The sequence below is a fragment of the Streptomyces sp. NPDC005492 genome (genome assembly GCF_040605995.1).
Classification (GTDB): Bacteria; Actinomycetota; Actinomycetes; order Streptomycetales; family Streptomycetaceae; genus Streptomyces.
In genome coordinates this window covers 70290-87198 of the sequence record NZ_JBEXDX010000029.1, presented here as the reverse complement: position 1 = coordinate 87198, position 16909 = coordinate 70290, and the positions used below count along the sequence as shown (strand labels likewise).

Below are 16909 nucleotides of genomic sequence, written 5' to 3'. Positions count from 1 at the left end.
GCAAGCTGGAGTCATGACGAGTACAGCCCTCCGCACCAGGGCGTGGAAACTGCTGGAGATGGTCACGACGCCACTGCTGCCGTCGGACTACCTCGACCTGATCAGCCCACTGCGCGCGGGCGCTGACCTGCGTGGGCGCATCGAGGCCGTGCACCCCGAGACGGGTGACGCCGCGACCATCGTGATCAGACCGGGACGGGGCTGGCGCGGCCACACAGCCGGGCAGTACGTGCGGATCGGCGTCGATGTCGACGGGGTGCGCCTGTGGCGTGCCTATTCCCTCACCTCGCCGACAGACCGCCAGGACGGCCGCGTCACGATCACCGTGAAGGCGATCCCGGACGGCAAGGTCAGCAACCACTTGGTCCGCAGGGCCAGACCGGGCACGCTGATCCAGCTCGACCAGGCGACCGGTGACTTCGTGCTCCCGCAGGCCAAGCCCGCCAAGGTGCTCTACTTGACGGCCGGCAGCGGTATCACGCCCGTGATGGGCATGCTGCGCGACAGCGAGTTCGACGACGTCGTCATGGTCCACTGCGCGCCACAGCCGCAGGACGTGATCTTCCGCAACGAACTCCACGACCTGGTCGCGGACAAGAAGCTGCGGCTCATCGAGGTGCACACCGACACACACGGCATGCTCGACATCGCCCGTCTCGACGAACTCGTGCCCGACTGGGCTGAGCGCGAGACCTGGGCCTGCGGGCCCGCGGGCCTGCTCGACGCCGCCGAAGAGCACTGGACCGAGCACGGCGTGCAGGAGCGCCTGCACACCGAGCGCTTCCGCCCCAGCATCGTCGCCGCCGGCGACGGCGGCGAGGTCACGTTCAGCGTCACCGGCAAGACCACCGACGCGGACGGCGCCACGCCGTTGCTTGATGTCGGCGAGGAGGCCGGCGTGCTCATGCCCTCCGGGTGCCGCATGGGCATCTGCTTCGGTTGTGTCACGCCACTCAAGGCGGGCGCCGTCCGCGACCTGCGCACCGGCGAGGTCACCGAGGCCGAGCCGGGCGTCCTGATCCAGACCTGCGTGTCCGCCGCGGCGGGCCCCTGCGACATCGAACGGTAGGAACACCTTGACCGCCATCGACCCCACCGCCCACCTGACCGCGGAGCAGATCGAGGAGCTCGGCCGCGAGCTGGACGCGATCCGCGACGACGTGATCGCCGGCCGCGGCGAGAAAGACGCCGCCTACATCCGCAAAGTCATCTCGGTGCAGCGCAAGCTCGAACTGGTCAGCAGGGGCGTGCTGTTGTTCTCGCTCTTCCCGCCCGCGTGGGTGATCGGCACTGCCGGTCTGTCCGTGGCGAAGATCATGGACAACATGGAGATCGGCCACAACATCCTGCACGGCCAGTGGGACTGGATGCGGGACCCGAAGATCCACTCCACCACCTGGGAGTGGGACCACGTCTCTCCGGCCGACCAGTGGAAGCACTCGCACAACGAGCTGCACCACACGTACACCAACGTGATCGGCAAGGACAACGACCTCGGCTACGGCATCATGCGCGTCGACGAGGACCAGAAGTGGCACCCGTTCCACCTCGGCCAGCCGCTGTGGAACTTCATCAACGCCTGCTTCTTCGAGTACGGCATCGCGGCGTACGACCTGGAGCTCGGAAAGAACCTGCAAAAGCGCCGCCGCAAGAACCCGGAGTTCCGCGCGCGGGCCAAGGCCGTGGGCCGCAAGATCCGCAAGCAGGTGCTCAAGGACTACGTGATCCACCCGCTGCTGTCGGGCCCGTCGTTCCTCCCCACGCTCGCCGCCACGTTCACCGCGAACCTGGTCCGCAACCTCTGGACCCACTCGGTGATCATGTGCGGGCACTTCCCCGAGGGCGTGCAGGTCTTCGAGCGCCGGTCGATCAAGGGCGAGACGCGCGGCCAGTGGTACCTGCGCCAGATGATGGGCTCGGCGAACATCAGCGGCAGCAAGGCCATGCACTTCATGACCGGCAACCTGTCGCACCAGATCGAGCACCACCTGTTCCCGGACCTGCCGAGCAACCGGTACGCCGAGGTCGCGGTGCAGGTGCGCGCACTGTTCGAGAAGTACGAGCTGGCGTACGTCACCGGGCCACTGCCCAAGCAGGTGTTCTCCGCGTGGCACAAGGTCTTCCGGCTCTCACTTCCGAACAAGAAGCCCACGGTCAAGACGCCGCACCACGAGCAGGAGCTCGTCGCGGCCTGATTCCCGGTGCGGTACGGCGACGGCGGCTCGGTTCCTGTCGGCCCTACCAGCAGCTCCACCGGTTTCGGCGAGATCCGTTGCCGACGGTGGGCCGCCACGGTGCAGATGCGGCCGTCCGGGACGCCGAGTTCCCTCGCGACGTGCACTGTCTCGGTTCCGTGCAGGCGAGGGTTCGGACCCGGATGGCCAGGCCGTCACCGTAGGCGACCGGCTCGGCTCCTAGATTGCGCAGGACACCGGATGACTTCAAGAGGCAGTGAGCGGTGACGCGGGCGGTAGGTATCGACCTCGGGACCACGTATTGCGCCGTGGCGGTCGCGGAACGGTCGGGAAGGCCATCCATCGTCCGCAACCGGAAGGCGAGAACATCACCCCGTCCGTGGTGATGTTCCAGGGCGACACCGTCGTCGGCTCCCAGGCGAAGCGGTCCGCGGCCACGGCTCCCGACCAGGTGGTGCAGTTCATCAAGCGCTACGGGGGAATCCAAGCCCGTCCACCACTCGGAGTCCGGTACGCCGTAACGACCTGAGGAAATCTCCGCTACTCAAACGCCTCACGGAGGACGCCGCGATGAACTGCGAAGGTGCTGCGGAGATCGGCACCGTGCCCGTCTACAACCTGGGCGGCGGCACCTTCGACGTCACCGTCATGCGCGTCGAGGACGGCGACTACACGGTGATCGCCACCGACGGAGACCCCAATCTCGGCGGCTTCGACTGGACTTGTCCGCCCTGGTGTAGCGGTAGCCGCTGGGCAGGGTGACGACTCCGTCGGCCTCGGCGGTGGCCGTGCGGTGCCGAACCGCGTGGTCGGCTTCGATCCGGGTGCCGGGGGCTGACATGCACTGGCACATCAGACCCTTTACCGGGCCAAAGAGCCGCAGGGTCAGGCATCGGCGCTGCCGGCGCCCGAGCCGTCCCAGTGTGCGGCCGCCGCGAGGACGGCGGCCGCCGCGCCCGTTCCGAGTACGGCGCCGGCGACAACGTCACCCGGGTAGTGCACCCCGGTATGAACGCGCGAGTAGCCCACAGCACAGGCGAGCAGACCCAGAGGGACCGTGACGGCCGGGAACGCGGGCCCAACCGCCGCGGCGAAGGCGACGGCGGAGGCCGTGTGGCCGGAGGGGAACGAGGCGGACGCCGGCATGGGGACGTGGCGACCCGGGAAGGGCGAGTCCTCGGCACGGTGCGGGCGTGGCCGCCGAACAAGACGCTTGCCGAGCAAGTTGGCCGTGGTGGACGCCAAGCCGACCGCCGCGACGCCGAGCACCGCGGCGCGGCGGGAGCGGCCCGGGCGCAGAGCCAGGGCTGCGGCGATCACGAGAGAGATCTTGGAATGATCGGCCGCTGCGGACAGCCGGCGCAGAGCCGGGTCCAGCGTGGGTGTGCTGGTGACTGTCACGGCCTCGTAGAGCGCCTGGTCGAGGGCGGCAAGATCGCGCAGCAGGCCCTGCGGTGCTCGTTGTCGCCGAGGACGACGGTCAATCATCGCTCTGCTCCTGGTTCTTCTCGCATGAGGGGGTTGTCCGGTCGTGGCTCTCGCGTCCGTCGGGCGGTAGGCCGAAGGCGAGGCGCAGGACGCGGTACCAGTCGACGGCCGGTGCGACGTACGGTGCTCCGGGACGTTCCCGTGGCACGCGCACCCGCAGCACGCCAGGCCGTATCGTGCACACGACGGGCGCAGGCAGGACGAGTGCCTCACCGTCCACGGCCACCGGGATGGCCTCCTCGTCGGACTCCACGACGACGCTACGGGACGTCAGGACCGTGATACCGCTGGCCCGCTCCCCCAGCAGCGCCAGTTCGGCGGCCTGTACCGCGCCCCCGACCCGGACCGCGATCACGCCCAACTCACCGGTGTCGAGCCGCTCTCTGCGGCCACCGGTCAGGGGGTCGGCCCGTGCGTAGGGGTTGTTGCTGACCAACACCGCCTGCGGGGTCTCCAACCGCTCTTCGTCGGTCCGGGCGCGGAGTTCGGCACCCGCCTCGCCCGCCAGCAAGTCCGGCAGCCGGTCGAGCGCGGTGACCGCTTTGGCGTCGCGGTAGTCGGGGCTCTGCACGATGTGCGCGTACGTACCGAACGAGGCGGTGTTCACGAACGGCCGGCCGGAGATGTCCCCGAGGTCGACGCGGAGTTCCACACCGTCCGAGAGCGCCTCCAGGCTGCTCACCGGATCGTCCCGATCCAGACCGAGGTCCATGGCGAAGTGGTTGCGGGTGCCGGCCGTCACGACCATGAACGGCAGAGCGTGTTCGGCGGCCACTCCCGCCACCAGGGCCTGGGTGCCGTCGCCGCCGGCCACACCCAGCAGGTCCGCTCCCTCGGCAACAGCCTGCCGGGCCAGCGCCGCCGGATCCGGATCCGTCTCGAGGTCGAGCAGGATCACTCGCGCGCCCAGTGCCTCGGCCCGCTCCACGAGCCCGAACCGCCCGACCTTCCCGCCACCCGACCCCGGATTCATGATCAGCACGGCCCGGCGAGGCGGACGCACCGTGCGGGTGTGCATGCCGTGCGGCTCGCGCAGACGGCGCAGGGCACCCCTCGCGCAGCCCAGCGCCGCCGTCCACGCCGCGAGGGCCGCTACCGCGACCACCCACAGGCCCGACACGGCGTACAGCACCAGGACACCGACGGGCGCGGCGACCGCCAGCAGGGCACCGAGGAGCCGGGCGAATCCGCGGTGCGCCAACGCCCACCACAAGCCCGCGCCGGCCAATCCGAGACCGACCAGGCCCAGCAGCAGGATGAACCCATGGCCGGTGCCGGCCACCACAGCGGCCACAGCCCCCGCGACGCACAGCAGGGCCAGACGGGCCAGAGCCCGTGCCGGGCCGAGAGCCGTGCCGGGTCCATGGCGCTGCGTCCCACGCGTCGTTCCGGTCTCGTTCACTGTCGATTCCCCGTCATGGCCGGAGCGGACGGCCCACGTCGCGGCGGGCGATCCGTCTGTCCCTCCCACCGGCGATCCCTGTCGGTGTCCACACACCGTAGGCGGTGTGTGGACAGCTTCGTCCCGGCCGGCAGCGCGGACTCGCGCCGCAGAACCGATCCTGGTGGCGTGCCGCTGCGCGCCCGTCCGGCCGCCGAAGTCCACGACGCGGCTCCCTCGCAGCGTGTCCGGGGTGCATTCCTGACCCCTTCAACGACGGGACCTTCGAACTGCGGCCCCGTCTTTGCTGACACCGCGGACCCGACGTGTGCCGACCCCGTTGCCTCTGTCCGCCACCCCGTCTCCTCACGCCCCTCGACGACCGACCGAGCCTCGACGACATGCATCGCAGAGTGGATCAAGATTACAAGCCGGGTCGCGCCTATCGCGTCAGCCAACGGATCCGACGATTCGCCCTGTCAGATCGAGCAAGCGGGTTGAAGATCTCCGCGCCCCGGTGTCTGGTCACGGTCTCGTGGCCCGAGGCAGTCTGCGCGGACCGCTGCCCTTCGAGCCGTCGTCACCGGACCAGTCATTCGATTCGCCGTCACCCCCTCCCCCCATCCATCGAGCATTGGCATCGCCTTCACACCGGACAACTGCCCACAGCCCTGTACCTGTCGCGCGGGCAGTGGACTCCTCGTCGGCCACTCCGCGGCAAGGGCCACGTGGAGGGACGGCAGCAGATCTTCGCCTCTACCGAAGCCGACCTCCCCACCGCCTGACCCACGCAGTTGCACAAGCCCGATGAGATGGACGAACCATCTTCCCGGGCTTCACCGACCAGGAGCCACGGCAGAGCCAGCACGCCGGCACTGAGGCTGCGACGGTGGAACGTCTGTGCAGCAGGGGCTGCTCCGGCCGGGCGCACCGCGCGGCTGCCCCGGCGGTGACGAACTGGGTGAGGACGCGTCAGAAGCTCGCGCTGCACGTCCGCGCGGGTGTCTTCCCTGCCCTGGTCGCGCCCGCTCTCCGGGACCGTGACGCGCTGCTCCAGGAACGAGACCATGGCCTCCAGTTCCTCGCGGCGCCGTTCTCTGGCGACGGGGTTCTGCATCGCCTCGTTCTGGCGCAGCCGGGCGTCGTCCAGCCGCAGGAGAGCGAGAGCCATCGGGTCGAGCCGCCACCGTGTGGCAAACATCGCCGACAGAGCGGCACCCGGGACGGGCGCCGTCTCACCCTGAAGAACCTTCACGGCCAGTCCCGCAGCCGATTCGACCCGTGGCGAACACGTGCCACGCGGCAGCAACCGGCAGCTGAAACGCGCGATGTTCCTGTCGGCGTTCGCCGTCCTGCACGATCCCGCCTCCCGCACCTGCTACGACCGATGCCGGAGCTTGCTGACGCGACGTCACTCTCGATGTGGGTCGAGTCTCTCGCTCAGGTGCCGCTTTCGACGTTGGCGGAGCCCGGCGGCGGCCAGGAGCAGCAGGACGAGAGCGACGGCCGCTGTGGCGTAGAACGATGCCGTGGCCCATCCTGGGCCCGGCCAGATGCGTACGGCGACACCGGCCGTGTCGTTCCCGTGCCGGTCGTCGTGGTTGGGGCGCTTCGCATCGACTCCCCGCACGGTGACCTGGCCGCCGCGCTTCGCCATGTCCTGATCGATACGCAACGTGAAGGGGAAGAGGGTCAGTTGACCGGCCTTGCCGCCCGGAGCCGTGCACGCGTAGCGGCGGGCGGAGGGCTGCTTGTCGCTGGCCGACCCGGTCAGCGGGGCGCCGTCGGAGCCCAGGGCCCGGCAGTCCTGGTCGAGTACTTCCTCGTCCCGGTAGGGATCGTAGGGGGACTCCACGACAGTGGTGCCCGCCGGCACGGTGAAGCCGACCGTGACGGGTGCGTCGCGCGGGGACCCCGGACCGTGCGTACGAAATCCGATCCGCAGTTTCTGCCGGCTGCCGACGGGACCTTTGACCGTGGCCCCCACGGCGGCCAGGTCCGCGTGATTGGAGACGGCGACGCGGAGGTCGGGGCCCGCCGGATCGGCTGCCCCGGCGACCGGGACCAGCCGGAGGTCGGGGCCCGACCCTGACCTGAAGCGCGCCAGAACCTGTGGCGGCGCGACGTAGTCCTTCGCGAGGGCACTGGCGGAGTAACTGACACCGGGGTACATCGCGTCGTCCGATGCCCGCAGCCGCTCGGGAGCGTCGAGTGCATACGCCTCGCCGGGCGGGATCACGGCTTCGGAGTCCGATAGCGGGCACCAGGCAGAACCGCCGTCGTAACGGCAGTTGTGGTGGGTGCTGTCGAAGGAGAACCCGTCTTTCGCCTCCATCCGCAGGGCCACACCCCGCGCGGGCACGTCGCCGGTGTTGCGTACGACTACCCGGACGCCGACTGTTCCGCCCGGAGCTACGGTCGTACGCTCCGGCTGCAGAGAGACTTTCAGTTCCGGGGTGCCGACGATGACGGTGGTCCGGCCCGTGACAGCCGGGACGCCCGGTGCGCGCACGGTGTAGCGCACGACGCCGGAGTCGCCGGCCTTGCTGCCCTTGGCCGGCACGACGTGGAAAAGCTGCGACGCCGAGTTCAGCTGGTCCGTGCGCATGGTGCAGCCGAAGACCGGCTGGTTGATTCGTGCGATCCGGCACCGTTCCGCGCCCTTCTTGAGCTCGGCGACTCCGGCGAGGTCCCGGACGTCGAACGTGACCGAGAGGTCGGCGGGTCCGTCGCCGGTCAGTTTCTGGCTGATGCTGAGATCGTTCTCGGAACTGTGGGCCCGGGCCGCGTCCAGTGAGACGTAGACAGCCGCCGGCGCGTTCAGCTTCAGCCGCGGTTCGTCGGACGCGGCATCACAGCCGCCGAGCAGCGCGCCAAGGACCAGGGCCGCCAGTGCAGTTGCCCAACCGCCTCTGGAACAGGTGACGTTCATCCGGCCACCCTGCCGCACACAGATCACGGCCGGGCAACGGAGCAGCGGCGGTTCTCGGGGCCTGCCGCTCCGCACATCCTGGGCAGCACGCCTGCGCCCGCCTACCGGCTGCCGTCGGACGGCGGCGAGGACCGGACCATCGCCTCGGTCGGCGCCCACGACGACCCGACCGCGGAGGCCCCCCTGGCCGTCTGCCGCACGACCTACGCACTGCCCGCGTGCACCACGGGCAACGGTTGTTTCCACAAGCCAATCAGCGGGGTGACATCAGTCCTCTGCCTATATCGGGGGCTGCCAACGGCTGGGCCACCGACCGCGTTCGACCTGGAGATGGCCTCCGCCGCCTGCCCCCAGTGCCACATCCTGCTGATCGAGGCCGACGAGCCGACCGTGGCGGATCTGGCCGCCGCGGTGGACACCTCCGTAACCCTGGGCGCCACCGAGGTGTCCAGCAGAAAGGGCAGCACCGAATTCTGCCTGGGGGCTGCCGAGGTACCGAACCCAGCTGGGCGGCAGTGATGTCCTGATCCGGGTCCACGCCGCCGGCGTCAACCCGCTGGACTCGAAGATCCGGGACGGGGAGTTCAAGCCCATCCTGCCGCACTGTCCACCGTTCACACTCGGGCACGACAAGAACGGGCGCGTCGACAGGCCGGCCGCCTCGCTGGGGGACGCGACCGTGGTCCCGCGGTAGCCGGGCCCGCCGCCGAACAGCCGCAGCGCCGCGTCCAGGAATCTTCCCCGGCGCTCGGCCTGCCGCTTTTCGGCCGACTTGCCGCCGTAACGGCCGGTCGGCGCTCTGGGGCCTGCCCGTCACTGGCCCCTCCCTCGTCGGCCCGTGCCCCCCGCCGCCAATTTTGTCGTGCACGGAGTCTTGTGGCGTAGGGCGCCTCGAACTTACTTTCCAGTAAGTCAATCTGAACGCAATGGTGTTCAGTCTCGGGCGGCCCTTCCGCCCTGCCCCCACGCCTTCAGCCACCCAGAGGAGAGAGCAGCATGCCTGCCTTCAGATCGAGGCACCTTTGCTCCGTAGCCGCCGCCCTCATCCTGACCGTCGCCGCCCCGGCGACCGCGGCCACCGCCACCGACGCCTCGACCGCCGCTGCCCTGCGCGAGGTCCTCTTCGTCGGCAACAACTGGGAGGGCACCGCCGACGTCGTCAAGTCCAGCGGTGACTTCGCCAAGGTCGGCCGGATCAACGTGATCCCCGACAAGGCCGCCCGGATGGCGGAGATCAACGCTGACCCGATCAAGTGGATCTACTTCATGGCCATCCGCAACGGGGTCGGCGAGGGCCACGACCAGTTCGCGGACGACATGTACACCACGCCGGACGGCGCGTCGGTGGTCGTCTCGCGGCCGAGCTTCGCCGACGTCGTCTCCATCGACCTGGCCACCGGGAACATCAACTGGCGTTTCCCGGTGTCCGGTTACCGTTCGGACCACATGGCCGTCTCACCCGACGGGAAGCGGGTCGCGGTCTCGGCGTCGACCTCGAACACCGTGCACGTCCTGGACATCGTCACCGGTAAGCAGCTCGGGTCGTTCACGACCGGCGACAAGCCGCACGAGAATATCTTCACCAAAGACGGCAAGTACATCTACAACATGGCGATCGGCGACGTGAACACCTCGCAGGACGCCCCGTGGCAGGACTTCACCAAGGGCGACCGGCACATCACCGTCGTCGACGCGACCACCTACAAGCAAGTCAAGATCATCGACATGCGACAGCGGCTGGACGCCATCGGACTCACGGACTACTCGGACGCCGTGCGCCCGGCGGTGTTCTCGCCGGACGAGTCCAAGCTGTACTTCCAGGTCTCGTTCTTCAACGGCTTCTTCGAGTACGACCTCGCCTCGGACCGGATCACCCGGACGAAGACCCTGCCGAAGAACCCGGCGACCAGCGACGACCGCACCACTTTCGTCAACGACTCGCGCCACCACGGCCTCTCGATGAGCCCGGACGGGGCAAAGCTGTGCGTGGCCGGCACGATGGACGACTACGCGACAGTGGTCGACCGGGCCACGCTCCAGGAGGGCCCCCTGGTCAGCGCCTCCAAGCCCTACTGGGCCACGGTCAGCGGCGACGGCAAGGACTGCGTCATCTCCGAGAGCGGCGCCGACCAGATCACCGCGATCGATTTCGCCACCGGACAGAAGGTCCTCTCCGTGCCGGTGGGCGACCATCCGCAGCGGATCCGGCTCGGCCATGTAGCGGCGAACTGGACCGGCACCGGCAGCTGACGACCGCCCGGCACGACAGGACGCGCCAGGTCACGGCGGGGCGGGCGACGGCGACCGCCGCCCGCCTCCGCGCCGGCTCCTTCGCGGTCGTCCCACCTTCTGCGCCACCCACGCCGACAGTTCGGTACGGGCGATCGCCGGCAGAGTCGCGGACGGCGCGGTCGCCCCGTTGGTCACCAAGGCATCGTGGGAGTCATCTCTTTTGGTGAGCGTGCGGTAGCAGATCAGGGGGCAGGCGATACTGATGAAGGCCAGGAAGTGGTCGGCTTTGCGTTCATAGCGGCGGTGCAGGCGTCGGCATCCGGCGAGCCGGGACCATGGTGCGTTCGATCGTCGAACGGTGGCGGCCGAGCCGTTGCGAGGTCTCGATACCTGCGGCTATGTGATGCCGGATCCCCCGGCTGGATATCCACCGCCGCAGGTGGTTGTAGTCATAGCCTTTGTCGGCGTGGAGTTTGTGGGGCCTGCGCCGCCGGGGCCCGCGACGGGAGCGGATCGGAGGAATGCCCTTCACCAGCGGGATCAGCGCCTGGCTGACGTGTGTGTTGGCACCCGCGAGACCAACGTACAGGGGTAGCCTGGCCCGCTCCGTGATCAAATGGATCTTTGGCCCGTACTTGCCACGGTCTACAGGATTCGGACCTATCAGCTCCCCCTTTCAGGGCTCGCATGTGGACCGAGTCGATCGCGCACCGGGACCAGTCCAGCTCGCCACGGGATCGAAGTTCGTCGAGCACCAGGCGGTGGAGCTTGGCCCACCCCCGGGCCTTCGTCCACTCGGTGAACCGGCGGTGAACCGTCGCGCCGACGGCCCGAACGACGCGGTCGGCAACTGCCACCACGTGCAGCCCGAGGCCGCCACGAAAACGGTCGCGGGCAGCACCTCGCGGTCGCCGTGCCGACGCCAACCTCCGCCCTGGGGCCGCAACGGCGCCTCCGGAACCACACGCTGGAACAGCTCCCACAACTTCATCGGGCACCAGTCGCTCAACGATCGTTGCCACGGCTGGGAGCCTCCCAAGCCAAATGAGATGACTCCTTAGACCGTGTCCTACGTGGTGAGGCGGACGAGGCGCTTGTAGCAGCAGAGGGCGGCGGCGTCCGAGAAATGCCAGGTAGTTCCGGGGATGACGTTCGTAGCGGGGGCTGAGTCTGCGGTAGCCGGACAGCCAAGACATCGTGCGCTCGATCACCCACCTCCGATGCCCTAACCGCTCGCTGGATTCGATGCCTTTGCGGGCGATGCGTACTCCGATTCGCCTCCATCTGGGCCACTTGCGCAGGTCGGCGCGGTCGTAGGCTTTGTCTGCGTGGAGGCGCTGGGGCTTGAAGTACCGGCCGCGGTGAGGGTCGTGTCTCGTTTGGTGACCCTCGATCATGGGCTTCAGCCCTTCACTGTCGTGGGTGTTGCCTGCCGAGACACCGACGAGAAGCGGCAGTCCGTTCGCATCCGACAGGACGTGCATGCTGGAACCCGGCTCGCCTCGGTCCACGGGGCTCGGACCTGTGTGTTCGCCCCTTTTTTAGCCCTGACGTGGGCGGTGTCGAGGACGACACGGGTGACATCGATGAGGCCGGCGTCGTCGAGGCGGTGCAGGACCGCTTCGTGCAAGCGGCCCCAGACGCCGGCTCTCGACCAGATCAGGAATCGGCAGTGGGCGGTCGACTTCGATATCCCGAAGCAGGGCGGCAGTTGGCGCCAGCCGCAGCCGCTTACCAGGACGTAGATGATGGCCGCGAACAGCGTCTCATCAGGCGTGTCCGGCGTTCCACCGCCCTGCGGCCGCACCCGAGACGGCGGGATCAACGGTTTCGCGATCTCCCACAGACCATCCGGAACAATCCAACTCCACGTACCCCGCGCCATGTACGGCTCAACATCCGCCTCACCACGTAGGACACGGTCTAAGTTTCGGAACGCCACCACCTGACTCCGTAGGCGCTCAGAGGCATCTCGGTAAGGCCTAGCTCCCGCCGGACTGCCGTCAAAAATGCATGTTGGGCCGACCACAGCTTTTCGAAGTCCTCCGCCGGAAGAGCAGCCTCGGTATGCGTGGCTCGCCGGGCGGCGAGGTGGCGGACACTGATGACCACTTCTTCTGTGGCACTGAGAGTCTCGGCGGACTCCGACACGAGACGAACGGCCATCGAGGTTGCCTCAAGCCCTTCTTTGTAGGGCCGTCCGGTTTCGTCAAAGAACGGCATGAGGCGGCCGGGTACCCGCGGATGCGGGACGGCCGTGATGTTGGCGGTCGGCTCAAGCGTGTACGCGACGTACTGACGGTAGGCAGCCACGAAGTCTTTGTAGGCAGCGAGGCGGATGTCCCTCCATTGGCGTGCGTGGTCGCGTTGCCACAACCGATCTTGATTGTGAATGGACAACCATCCGCCCAGAACCACGCCAAGCAGCGCAACCACCGCTGTGATCGATGTGCCCGCAACGTCCATCGATTCTCCCCTCGCGGCCTTGGTGGACCAAGCCCAGTTTGCTGTCCAACGTGTTCACGGGGCCCCTCCGCGACGACTACGTCCTCCTTCCCACCACCGATACGACGTCGAGCCCAGGCCCGAGTTAGTGCAGTCAACTGGCCAGACGTTCCAGGCCCTGTGGGACAAAAAGGCCGCCAAGGAGCAGCGCGGCATGCTGCACACGATGTGGTTGCCTGGCTGTGCCGACGCCCTCGTCCCCTAACGACATCATGCCCGGTGAGGCGCTGGGGGAGGATACGAGATTCGAACTCGTGAGGGGGTGCGCCTCAACACGCTTTCCAACTGTGGTGGTGGGGTGGTGGACGTCGTTCGGGGGCGTTCACCTGGGTTCATGGGCGGCTGGCCGGGGAGCAGTAGAGGGCTTGCGGTCCCGCCTGAACGTCCGCGAACGGTGGTGAATGAGACGGGAACTGAGACGGCCCAGGGCACAGGGCCTCGCTCGATGATCTCGGACCGCTCTCGAACTTGGTCGTCCAGCCTGCCTTCCGCCAGGTCGCTCAGTGCCTGCACCTGAGCCGTTACGGGCCCCTCACCTGCCCTTGACGCCTACCTACTCCAGGGCCCCGAGTGCCTACAGCAGTTGGACTGACAGAAGCTGGTGGGCCTCGGCCTTGATGTCCCCCCTGCTGCCGGCGGCGACTGACCAGTCATCCGATTGGCCCGTTGCGGGAAGGCCGTGCGTGGTGATGGATAGAGCATCCGGCGGGATCACAAGGAGGCGGGGGATGGGTAGCATCGGCTGGGAACACTTTGTAGCGGTCCTGGTTCTTATCTTCGTAGGCATCGCGCTCGCGGCCTACGGATGGCACATGGCCAAGAACGGACCAGAAGGCACGACTGCGCGCGTTGAAGTCCTCTCCGGTATCGGCGGTGGACTGATTACCGGCTTCGCGGTCGGACTGAGCGTGTGGTTTCTGGAGAATGGGTTCGTTGCCGCGCAGGAGCGAGCCGTCTGGCGTGCGAATGTGGAGATCGCCGAGAGCATTCCTGGGTTCACGCCTGGGGGGCGGCCGCTGGACGGCATGCATTTCACCGGCAAGAAGATGAAGGGTGCCGACTTCAGCGACCTCGACCTGCGAGACATGAGCTTTCGTGATGCCGAGCTTCTGGGTGCTGACTTTGACGGCGCCGATCTGCGCGGTGCTGACTTCACCGGCGCCAACTTGGAGACCGCCAGTTTCCGAAAGGCTGACCTATCCGGCGCTCTGCTACTCAGTGCCAACCTGGGCCGCGCGGAGATGAGAACTATCAAGACCCTACTTGGTGCGCAGGTAAATAAGAAGACATGTTGGCCGCCTAGATTTTTCGAAAAGCACAAAGACCTCGAAGCCCAGGTCAGACCGATGAAATGGTACGACGACCAAGGGAAGAGTGTCACAGGTAAAGGGACTAATGGGCCGTGCCCGGATTGGACAACTGGCTGACGCCACGACGACCTCGATGCCGTTCGTGAACGCAGGCGCGGTTCCCAACCGCTCCTGCCATCCGCGTAACTGTAAAAGGCTGAGTCCCTGATGCCACCGCCGTTTTCTCGCAGCGCCATGCGCTCGGGCACATAGACGGGCTGCTGAGGCAGCCGTCCGGCTCGGCTCGCGTTGAGGTCGAGGGTGGATGCAGAAGGCCAAGCAGTCGGGGGCCATTTTTACTGGTGGGCCCGGACAGTCTCGAACGGCCGACACCTGCTTTGTAAGGGCGGACGTGGTCGCCGGCGTGCCTGCCTAACGAGCTCGTGCATGGTTGGCGGTGGCACGCGCGACCTTGATCATCGATCATGGTCTGCGTGGTGGGGAACCGGACACGTGCAGCAGTCATGCGCAGACAGCAGATCACCGGGCTGAGTTCACAGGTGATCGCCGAAGTCGTGGCGCAGATCGGCCCGTTGCGGCACGAACGGCACCAGGCAGCCCTCACTCCGCGTCCACGCCGGCGAGTTGCCGGCGCGGGTGCCGAGCACAAGCTCGTCTTCGTCGACCGGCTCTTGGCCACGTTGGTCCACCTCCGCCATGGCGTCACCCACGACGTGCTGGCCTGCTGGTTCGGCGTGGACCGCTCCTTTCCAGGCCGGGAGTTCGGCCTGGCCGCGCTCGCGGCGGCGGGGGATGGCCAGGCCGGTGCTCCGGTAGCCGCCGTCTGCGATGACCGTGGTGCGGCCGACGGCGTCCTTCGCGCCGGACAGCTCCCCCGCCTTGCAGTCGTTGCGGTTGCCGGGCAAGGGCAGGCCGACGGCGACCACGAGTCGGGTGTCTGCATCGATGACAACCTGGTGGTTGGTTGAGTACCGGTAGTTCTTCGACTGCTCGGCGACTGCGTGGTCACGGGTGGGCACGAGGGTTCCATCCACGATCAGCACGGTGTCTTTGCGGAACCGCCTGCGCGGCTGGAAGGCGAGCGACGGCCCGAGGTGGTCGATGATGCGGTCGGCTGCGGATTTCGAGATGCCGAACAGCGGGGCGAGCTGGCGCAGTGTCAGGTTCGTGCGCCAGTACACGGCGACCAGCAACAACCGGCCCTCGATCGGCAGGCTCCACGGCCGGCCCTTGCGGACCTGATCCGCGCCCTCGCGCCGTAGCTCGGTGATCAGCTTGCCGAGCTGACGCGGGCTCAGCCCGGTGAACGGGGCTGTCCAGGAGGGCTCGGATGCCGTGATCACACCAGCCACAGCGAGATCGTCTCAAAGATCGACGGCATGGCACCATGACCGCCATGTACGGTCAGGTCTGGGTGTCACTCATATCGCTGGGCGGCGTCGTCCTCGGTGGCTCGTTGTCCTATCTCGTCCAGCACAGGACTCAACTCTCGGCGGAACGCGCTGAACAGCAACGGCAGCAGATCGCTTTGTCGGAAGCCCGGCGCGGGGAACGGCTGGCGCTGCTGGAGCGGTTCATCGAGGTGGGAGCCGAGGCCGAAGGCTCCGCCTACAGGCGGCCTCCCGAGTGGGAGGACACCGACCCCTGGTTCCTCACGACCCGGGACGTCATGAACAGGCTGTGGGTTGCGGAGCGGCTCATCCGCGTCAAGTTCCCTCTGCCCGTATACGACGCGGCACGCGCATACTTCCTCGACCTCAACCGGACGGTGTGGGAAGGCTTGCCCGACAGCGAGAGCGTGCGGGACTACTTGGAGGGCAACCGACTGGCGTTTCTGGACGCGGCCCGCGCGGTCATGGGGTAGCGCACCGCCGACCCCGGAGATCTTTTACGGGACAGCCCTTAGTCAGCGGTAGAAGCGGGTGAAGTAGACCACCGCAAAGGCACTCGCCACCCACCCGCCCCCACACCCAACCCAGTCGAGGTCTCGCTCAACCCACAACCAAGATCCGGACCATATGCGGGCCAGAGACCGCCAGATCCACATCAGCCGTCACATTCGCGCTGGTCAGCGCCATGCAAGCCGTGTACCACCAGCAGACCAAGAACCTGCTCGTGCCGTAGTAGCGGCGGATCATGCTGCCCTGATCCTCATGCCCGGCACAGCCGGTACCGTCGACGGCGAACCAACCCTGCGCGGACAGCAGCACCATCTGCGCCCGCCCCCAGGTCACCACCGACCCGGTATCTCTGCGGACGATCCGCAGCAGGCGGCCGCCCTCGTCGTCGCTGACGGATCAGGAGGGAACGACAGAATGGGGATCGTGGATGCCGGACTCGCCGCACTGCTCGGCGCCGCGGTAGGTTCCCTCGCCACCGTCGGCGCGGCGTCGGTGAGCGGGCGTGCGACGGCACGCCGGCAGTTCGACCAGTGGCTCAGGCAACACCGCAGAGACGCCTACGCGAACTACCTCAGTGCTCTTCCCGACCGGGACCTCGCCATGGACGCGGTGTTGGACGCACTCCAGCCGGAAACTCCTGACCTGCGGGATGTGAACGAGAAGGTCCGCCGTTTCGTCGCGCTGGCCCGGGAGGTCCACCGTGCCGCGGAAGTCGTCATCCTTGAAGGCCCGCTCTCCACGACGGAAGCAGCCGACTGTGTGGCGCGCGCCTCCCGCGACCTCTCCAGTGTGATGCGCCGGATGGTGCAGAACGCCCATGCAGAGGACTCCTCCCAGAAGGCGGCGGACACCGCTCTCGCGTCCGGGCGAGAGCACGCCCTCCACCAGGCCGTGACAGACTTCCACGCAGCGGCCAGCAGCGTCCTTGGCAACACGAACTGACCATTCCGCCCACGCACCACCCC

At 67.8% G+C, this 16909-nt stretch carries 16 protein-coding genes and 7 pseudogenes; 12 read left to right on the top strand and 11 right to left on the bottom strand.

Annotated features, from left to right (window positions below; genetic code table 11):
- Window positions 1–13: 13 nt before the first annotated feature.
- Together ABZT04_RS31245 and ABZT04_RS31240 are read left to right on the top strand one after the other, a co-directional pair.
- The gene (locus ABZT04_RS31245) at window positions 14–1069 is read left to right on the top strand and encodes a ferredoxin reductase (protein ID WP_356060329.1); all 1056 of its coding nucleotides are present in this window, start codon (window positions 14–16) and stop codon (window positions 1067–1069) included.
- Window positions 1070–1076: 7 nt separating this feature from the next.
- The gene (locus ABZT04_RS31240) at window positions 1077–2195 is read left to right on the top strand and encodes an acyl-CoA desaturase (protein ID WP_356060328.1); all 1119 of its coding nucleotides are present in this window, start codon (window positions 1077–1079) and stop codon (window positions 2193–2195) included.
- A gap of 89 nt (window positions 2196–2284) precedes the next feature.
- Here ABZT04_RS31240 and ABZT04_RS31235 read toward each other — a convergent pair.
- A pseudogene (locus tag ABZT04_RS31235) lies at window positions 2285–2439 on the bottom strand (NADP-dependent oxidoreductase); the annotation flags it as partial.
- 19 nt (window positions 2440–2458) lie between these two features.
- On the opposite strand from ABZT04_RS31235, the gene ABZT04_RS31230 reads away from it, so the two are divergent.
- From ABZT04_RS31230 to ABZT04_RS31220, 3 genes are read left to right on the top strand one after another with little or no spacing between them, the layout of a single operon-like run.
- Window positions 2459–2581, top strand: a complete 123-nt coding sequence (locus ABZT04_RS31230) for an Hsp70 family protein (protein WP_356060327.1) — start codon at window positions 2459–2461, stop codon at window positions 2579–2581.
- Window positions 2581–2724 (top strand): hypothetical protein, encoded by a 144-nt coding sequence (locus ABZT04_RS31225; RefSeq protein WP_356060349.1) that lies wholly within the window; start codon window positions 2581–2583, stop codon window positions 2722–2724. Before ABZT04_RS31230 ends, ABZT04_RS31225 begins: the two co-directional genes overlap by 1 nt.
- Before the next feature lie 41 nt (window positions 2725–2765).
- Window positions 2766–2957, top strand: a complete 192-nt coding sequence (locus ABZT04_RS31220; RefSeq protein WP_356060326.1) for an Hsp70 family protein — start codon at window positions 2766–2768, stop codon at window positions 2955–2957.
- Between the two features lie 123 nt (window positions 2958–3080).
- Here ABZT04_RS31220 and ABZT04_RS31215 read toward each other — a convergent pair whose 3' ends face one another.
- The 3 genes from ABZT04_RS31215 to ABZT04_RS31205 form a co-directional block, all read right to left on the bottom strand.
- Entirely contained in the window at window positions 3081–3683 is a 603-nt protein-coding gene (locus tag ABZT04_RS31215; protein ID WP_356060325.1) for a phosphatase PAP2 family protein, read from the bottom strand.
- Window positions 3676–5085 (bottom strand): diacylglycerol kinase family protein, encoded by a 1410-nt coding sequence (locus ABZT04_RS31210; protein WP_356060324.1) that lies wholly within the window; start codon window positions 5083–5085, stop codon window positions 3676–3678. Before ABZT04_RS31210 ends, ABZT04_RS31215 begins: the two co-directional genes overlap by 8 nt.
- Window positions 5086–6475: 1390 nt before the next feature.
- The gene (locus ABZT04_RS31205) at window positions 6476–7996 is read right to left on the bottom strand and encodes a hypothetical protein (RefSeq protein WP_356060323.1); all 1521 of its coding nucleotides are present in this window, start codon (window positions 7994–7996) and stop codon (window positions 6476–6478) included.
- 261 nt (window positions 7997–8257) lie between these two features.
- On the opposite strand from ABZT04_RS31205, the gene ABZT04_RS31200 reads away from it, so the two are divergent.
- A complete protein-coding gene (locus ABZT04_RS31200; protein ID WP_356060322.1) occupies window positions 8258–8515 on the top strand; it encodes a hypothetical protein in 258 nt (85 codons plus the stop codon).
- Window positions 8481–8690: an alcohol dehydrogenase catalytic domain-containing protein gene (locus ABZT04_RS31195; protein ID WP_356060348.1), complete on the top strand. Its 210-nt coding sequence runs from the start codon at window positions 8481–8483 to the stop codon at window positions 8688–8690. The genes ABZT04_RS31200 and ABZT04_RS31195 overlap by 35 nt, the downstream gene beginning before the upstream one ends.
- Here the strand turns inward: ABZT04_RS31195 and ABZT04_RS31190 are convergent.
- Window positions 8636–8797: pseudogene (locus ABZT04_RS31190) on the bottom strand (TetR/AcrR family transcriptional regulator); the annotation flags it as partial. The gene ABZT04_RS31195 and the pseudogene ABZT04_RS31190 sit on opposite strands and share 55 nt — an antisense overlap.
- Before the next feature lie 195 nt (window positions 8798–8992).
- Between ABZT04_RS31190 and ABZT04_RS31185 the strand changes: the two are divergent.
- Window positions 8993–10246, top strand: coding sequence for a YncE family protein (locus tag ABZT04_RS31185; protein WP_356060321.1), 1254 nt, complete (start codon window positions 8993–8995; stop codon window positions 10244–10246).
- 204 nt (window positions 10247–10450) lie between these two features.
- Here ABZT04_RS31185 and ABZT04_RS31180 read toward each other — a convergent pair.
- The 3 genes and pseudogenes from ABZT04_RS31180 to ABZT04_RS31170 form a co-directional block, all read right to left on the bottom strand.
- Window positions 10451–11250: pseudogene (locus ABZT04_RS31180) on the bottom strand (IS5 family transposase); the annotation flags it as partial.
- 47 nt (window positions 11251–11297) lie between these two features.
- Window positions 11298–12113: pseudogene (locus ABZT04_RS31175) on the bottom strand (IS5 family transposase).
- Between the two features lie 38 nt (window positions 12114–12151).
- Entirely contained in the window at window positions 12152–12694 is a 543-nt protein-coding gene (locus tag ABZT04_RS31170; RefSeq protein WP_356060320.1) for a hypothetical protein, read from the bottom strand.
- A 767-nt stretch (window positions 12695–13461) separates the two neighbouring features.
- Between ABZT04_RS31170 and ABZT04_RS31165 the strand changes: the two genes are divergently transcribed.
- Window positions 13462–14160 (top strand): pentapeptide repeat-containing protein, encoded by a 699-nt coding sequence (locus ABZT04_RS31165; protein ID WP_356060319.1) that lies wholly within the window; start codon window positions 13462–13464, stop codon window positions 14158–14160.
- Window positions 14161–14507: 347 nt separating this feature from the next.
- Window positions 14508–14741 (top strand): annotated as a pseudogene (locus ABZT04_RS31160) (transposase); the annotation flags it as partial.
- 48 nt (window positions 14742–14789) lie between these two features.
- Here the strand turns inward: ABZT04_RS31160 and ABZT04_RS31155 are convergent.
- A pseudogene (locus tag ABZT04_RS31155) lies at window positions 14790–15395 on the bottom strand (transposase family protein); the annotation flags it as partial.
- Window positions 15396–15430: 35 nt separating this feature from the next.
- Between ABZT04_RS31155 and ABZT04_RS31150 the strand changes: the two are divergent.
- The gene (locus ABZT04_RS31150; protein ID WP_356060318.1) at window positions 15431–15907 is read left to right on the top strand and encodes a hypothetical protein; all 477 of its coding nucleotides are present in this window, start codon (window positions 15431–15433) and stop codon (window positions 15905–15907) included.
- A 127-nt stretch (window positions 15908–16034) separates the two neighbouring features.
- Here ABZT04_RS31150 and ABZT04_RS31145 read toward each other — a convergent pair whose 3' ends face one another.
- Together ABZT04_RS31145 and ABZT04_RS31140 are read right to left on the bottom strand one after the other, a co-directional pair.
- Entirely contained in the window at window positions 16035–16256 is a 222-nt protein-coding gene (locus tag ABZT04_RS31145) for a hypothetical protein (RefSeq protein ID WP_356060317.1), read from the bottom strand.
- Window positions 16236–16313, bottom strand: a pseudogene (locus ABZT04_RS31140) (helix-turn-helix domain-containing protein); the annotation flags it as partial. The pseudogene ABZT04_RS31140 and the gene ABZT04_RS31145, both read right to left, overlap by 21 nt.
- A gap of 45 nt (window positions 16314–16358) precedes the next feature.
- Here ABZT04_RS31140 and ABZT04_RS31135 point away from each other — a divergent pair.
- Window positions 16359–16886: a proline dehydrogenase gene (locus ABZT04_RS31135; RefSeq protein ID WP_356060316.1), complete on the top strand. Its 528-nt coding sequence runs from the start codon at window positions 16359–16361 to the stop codon at window positions 16884–16886.
- Window positions 16887–16909: the final 23 nt, after the last annotated feature.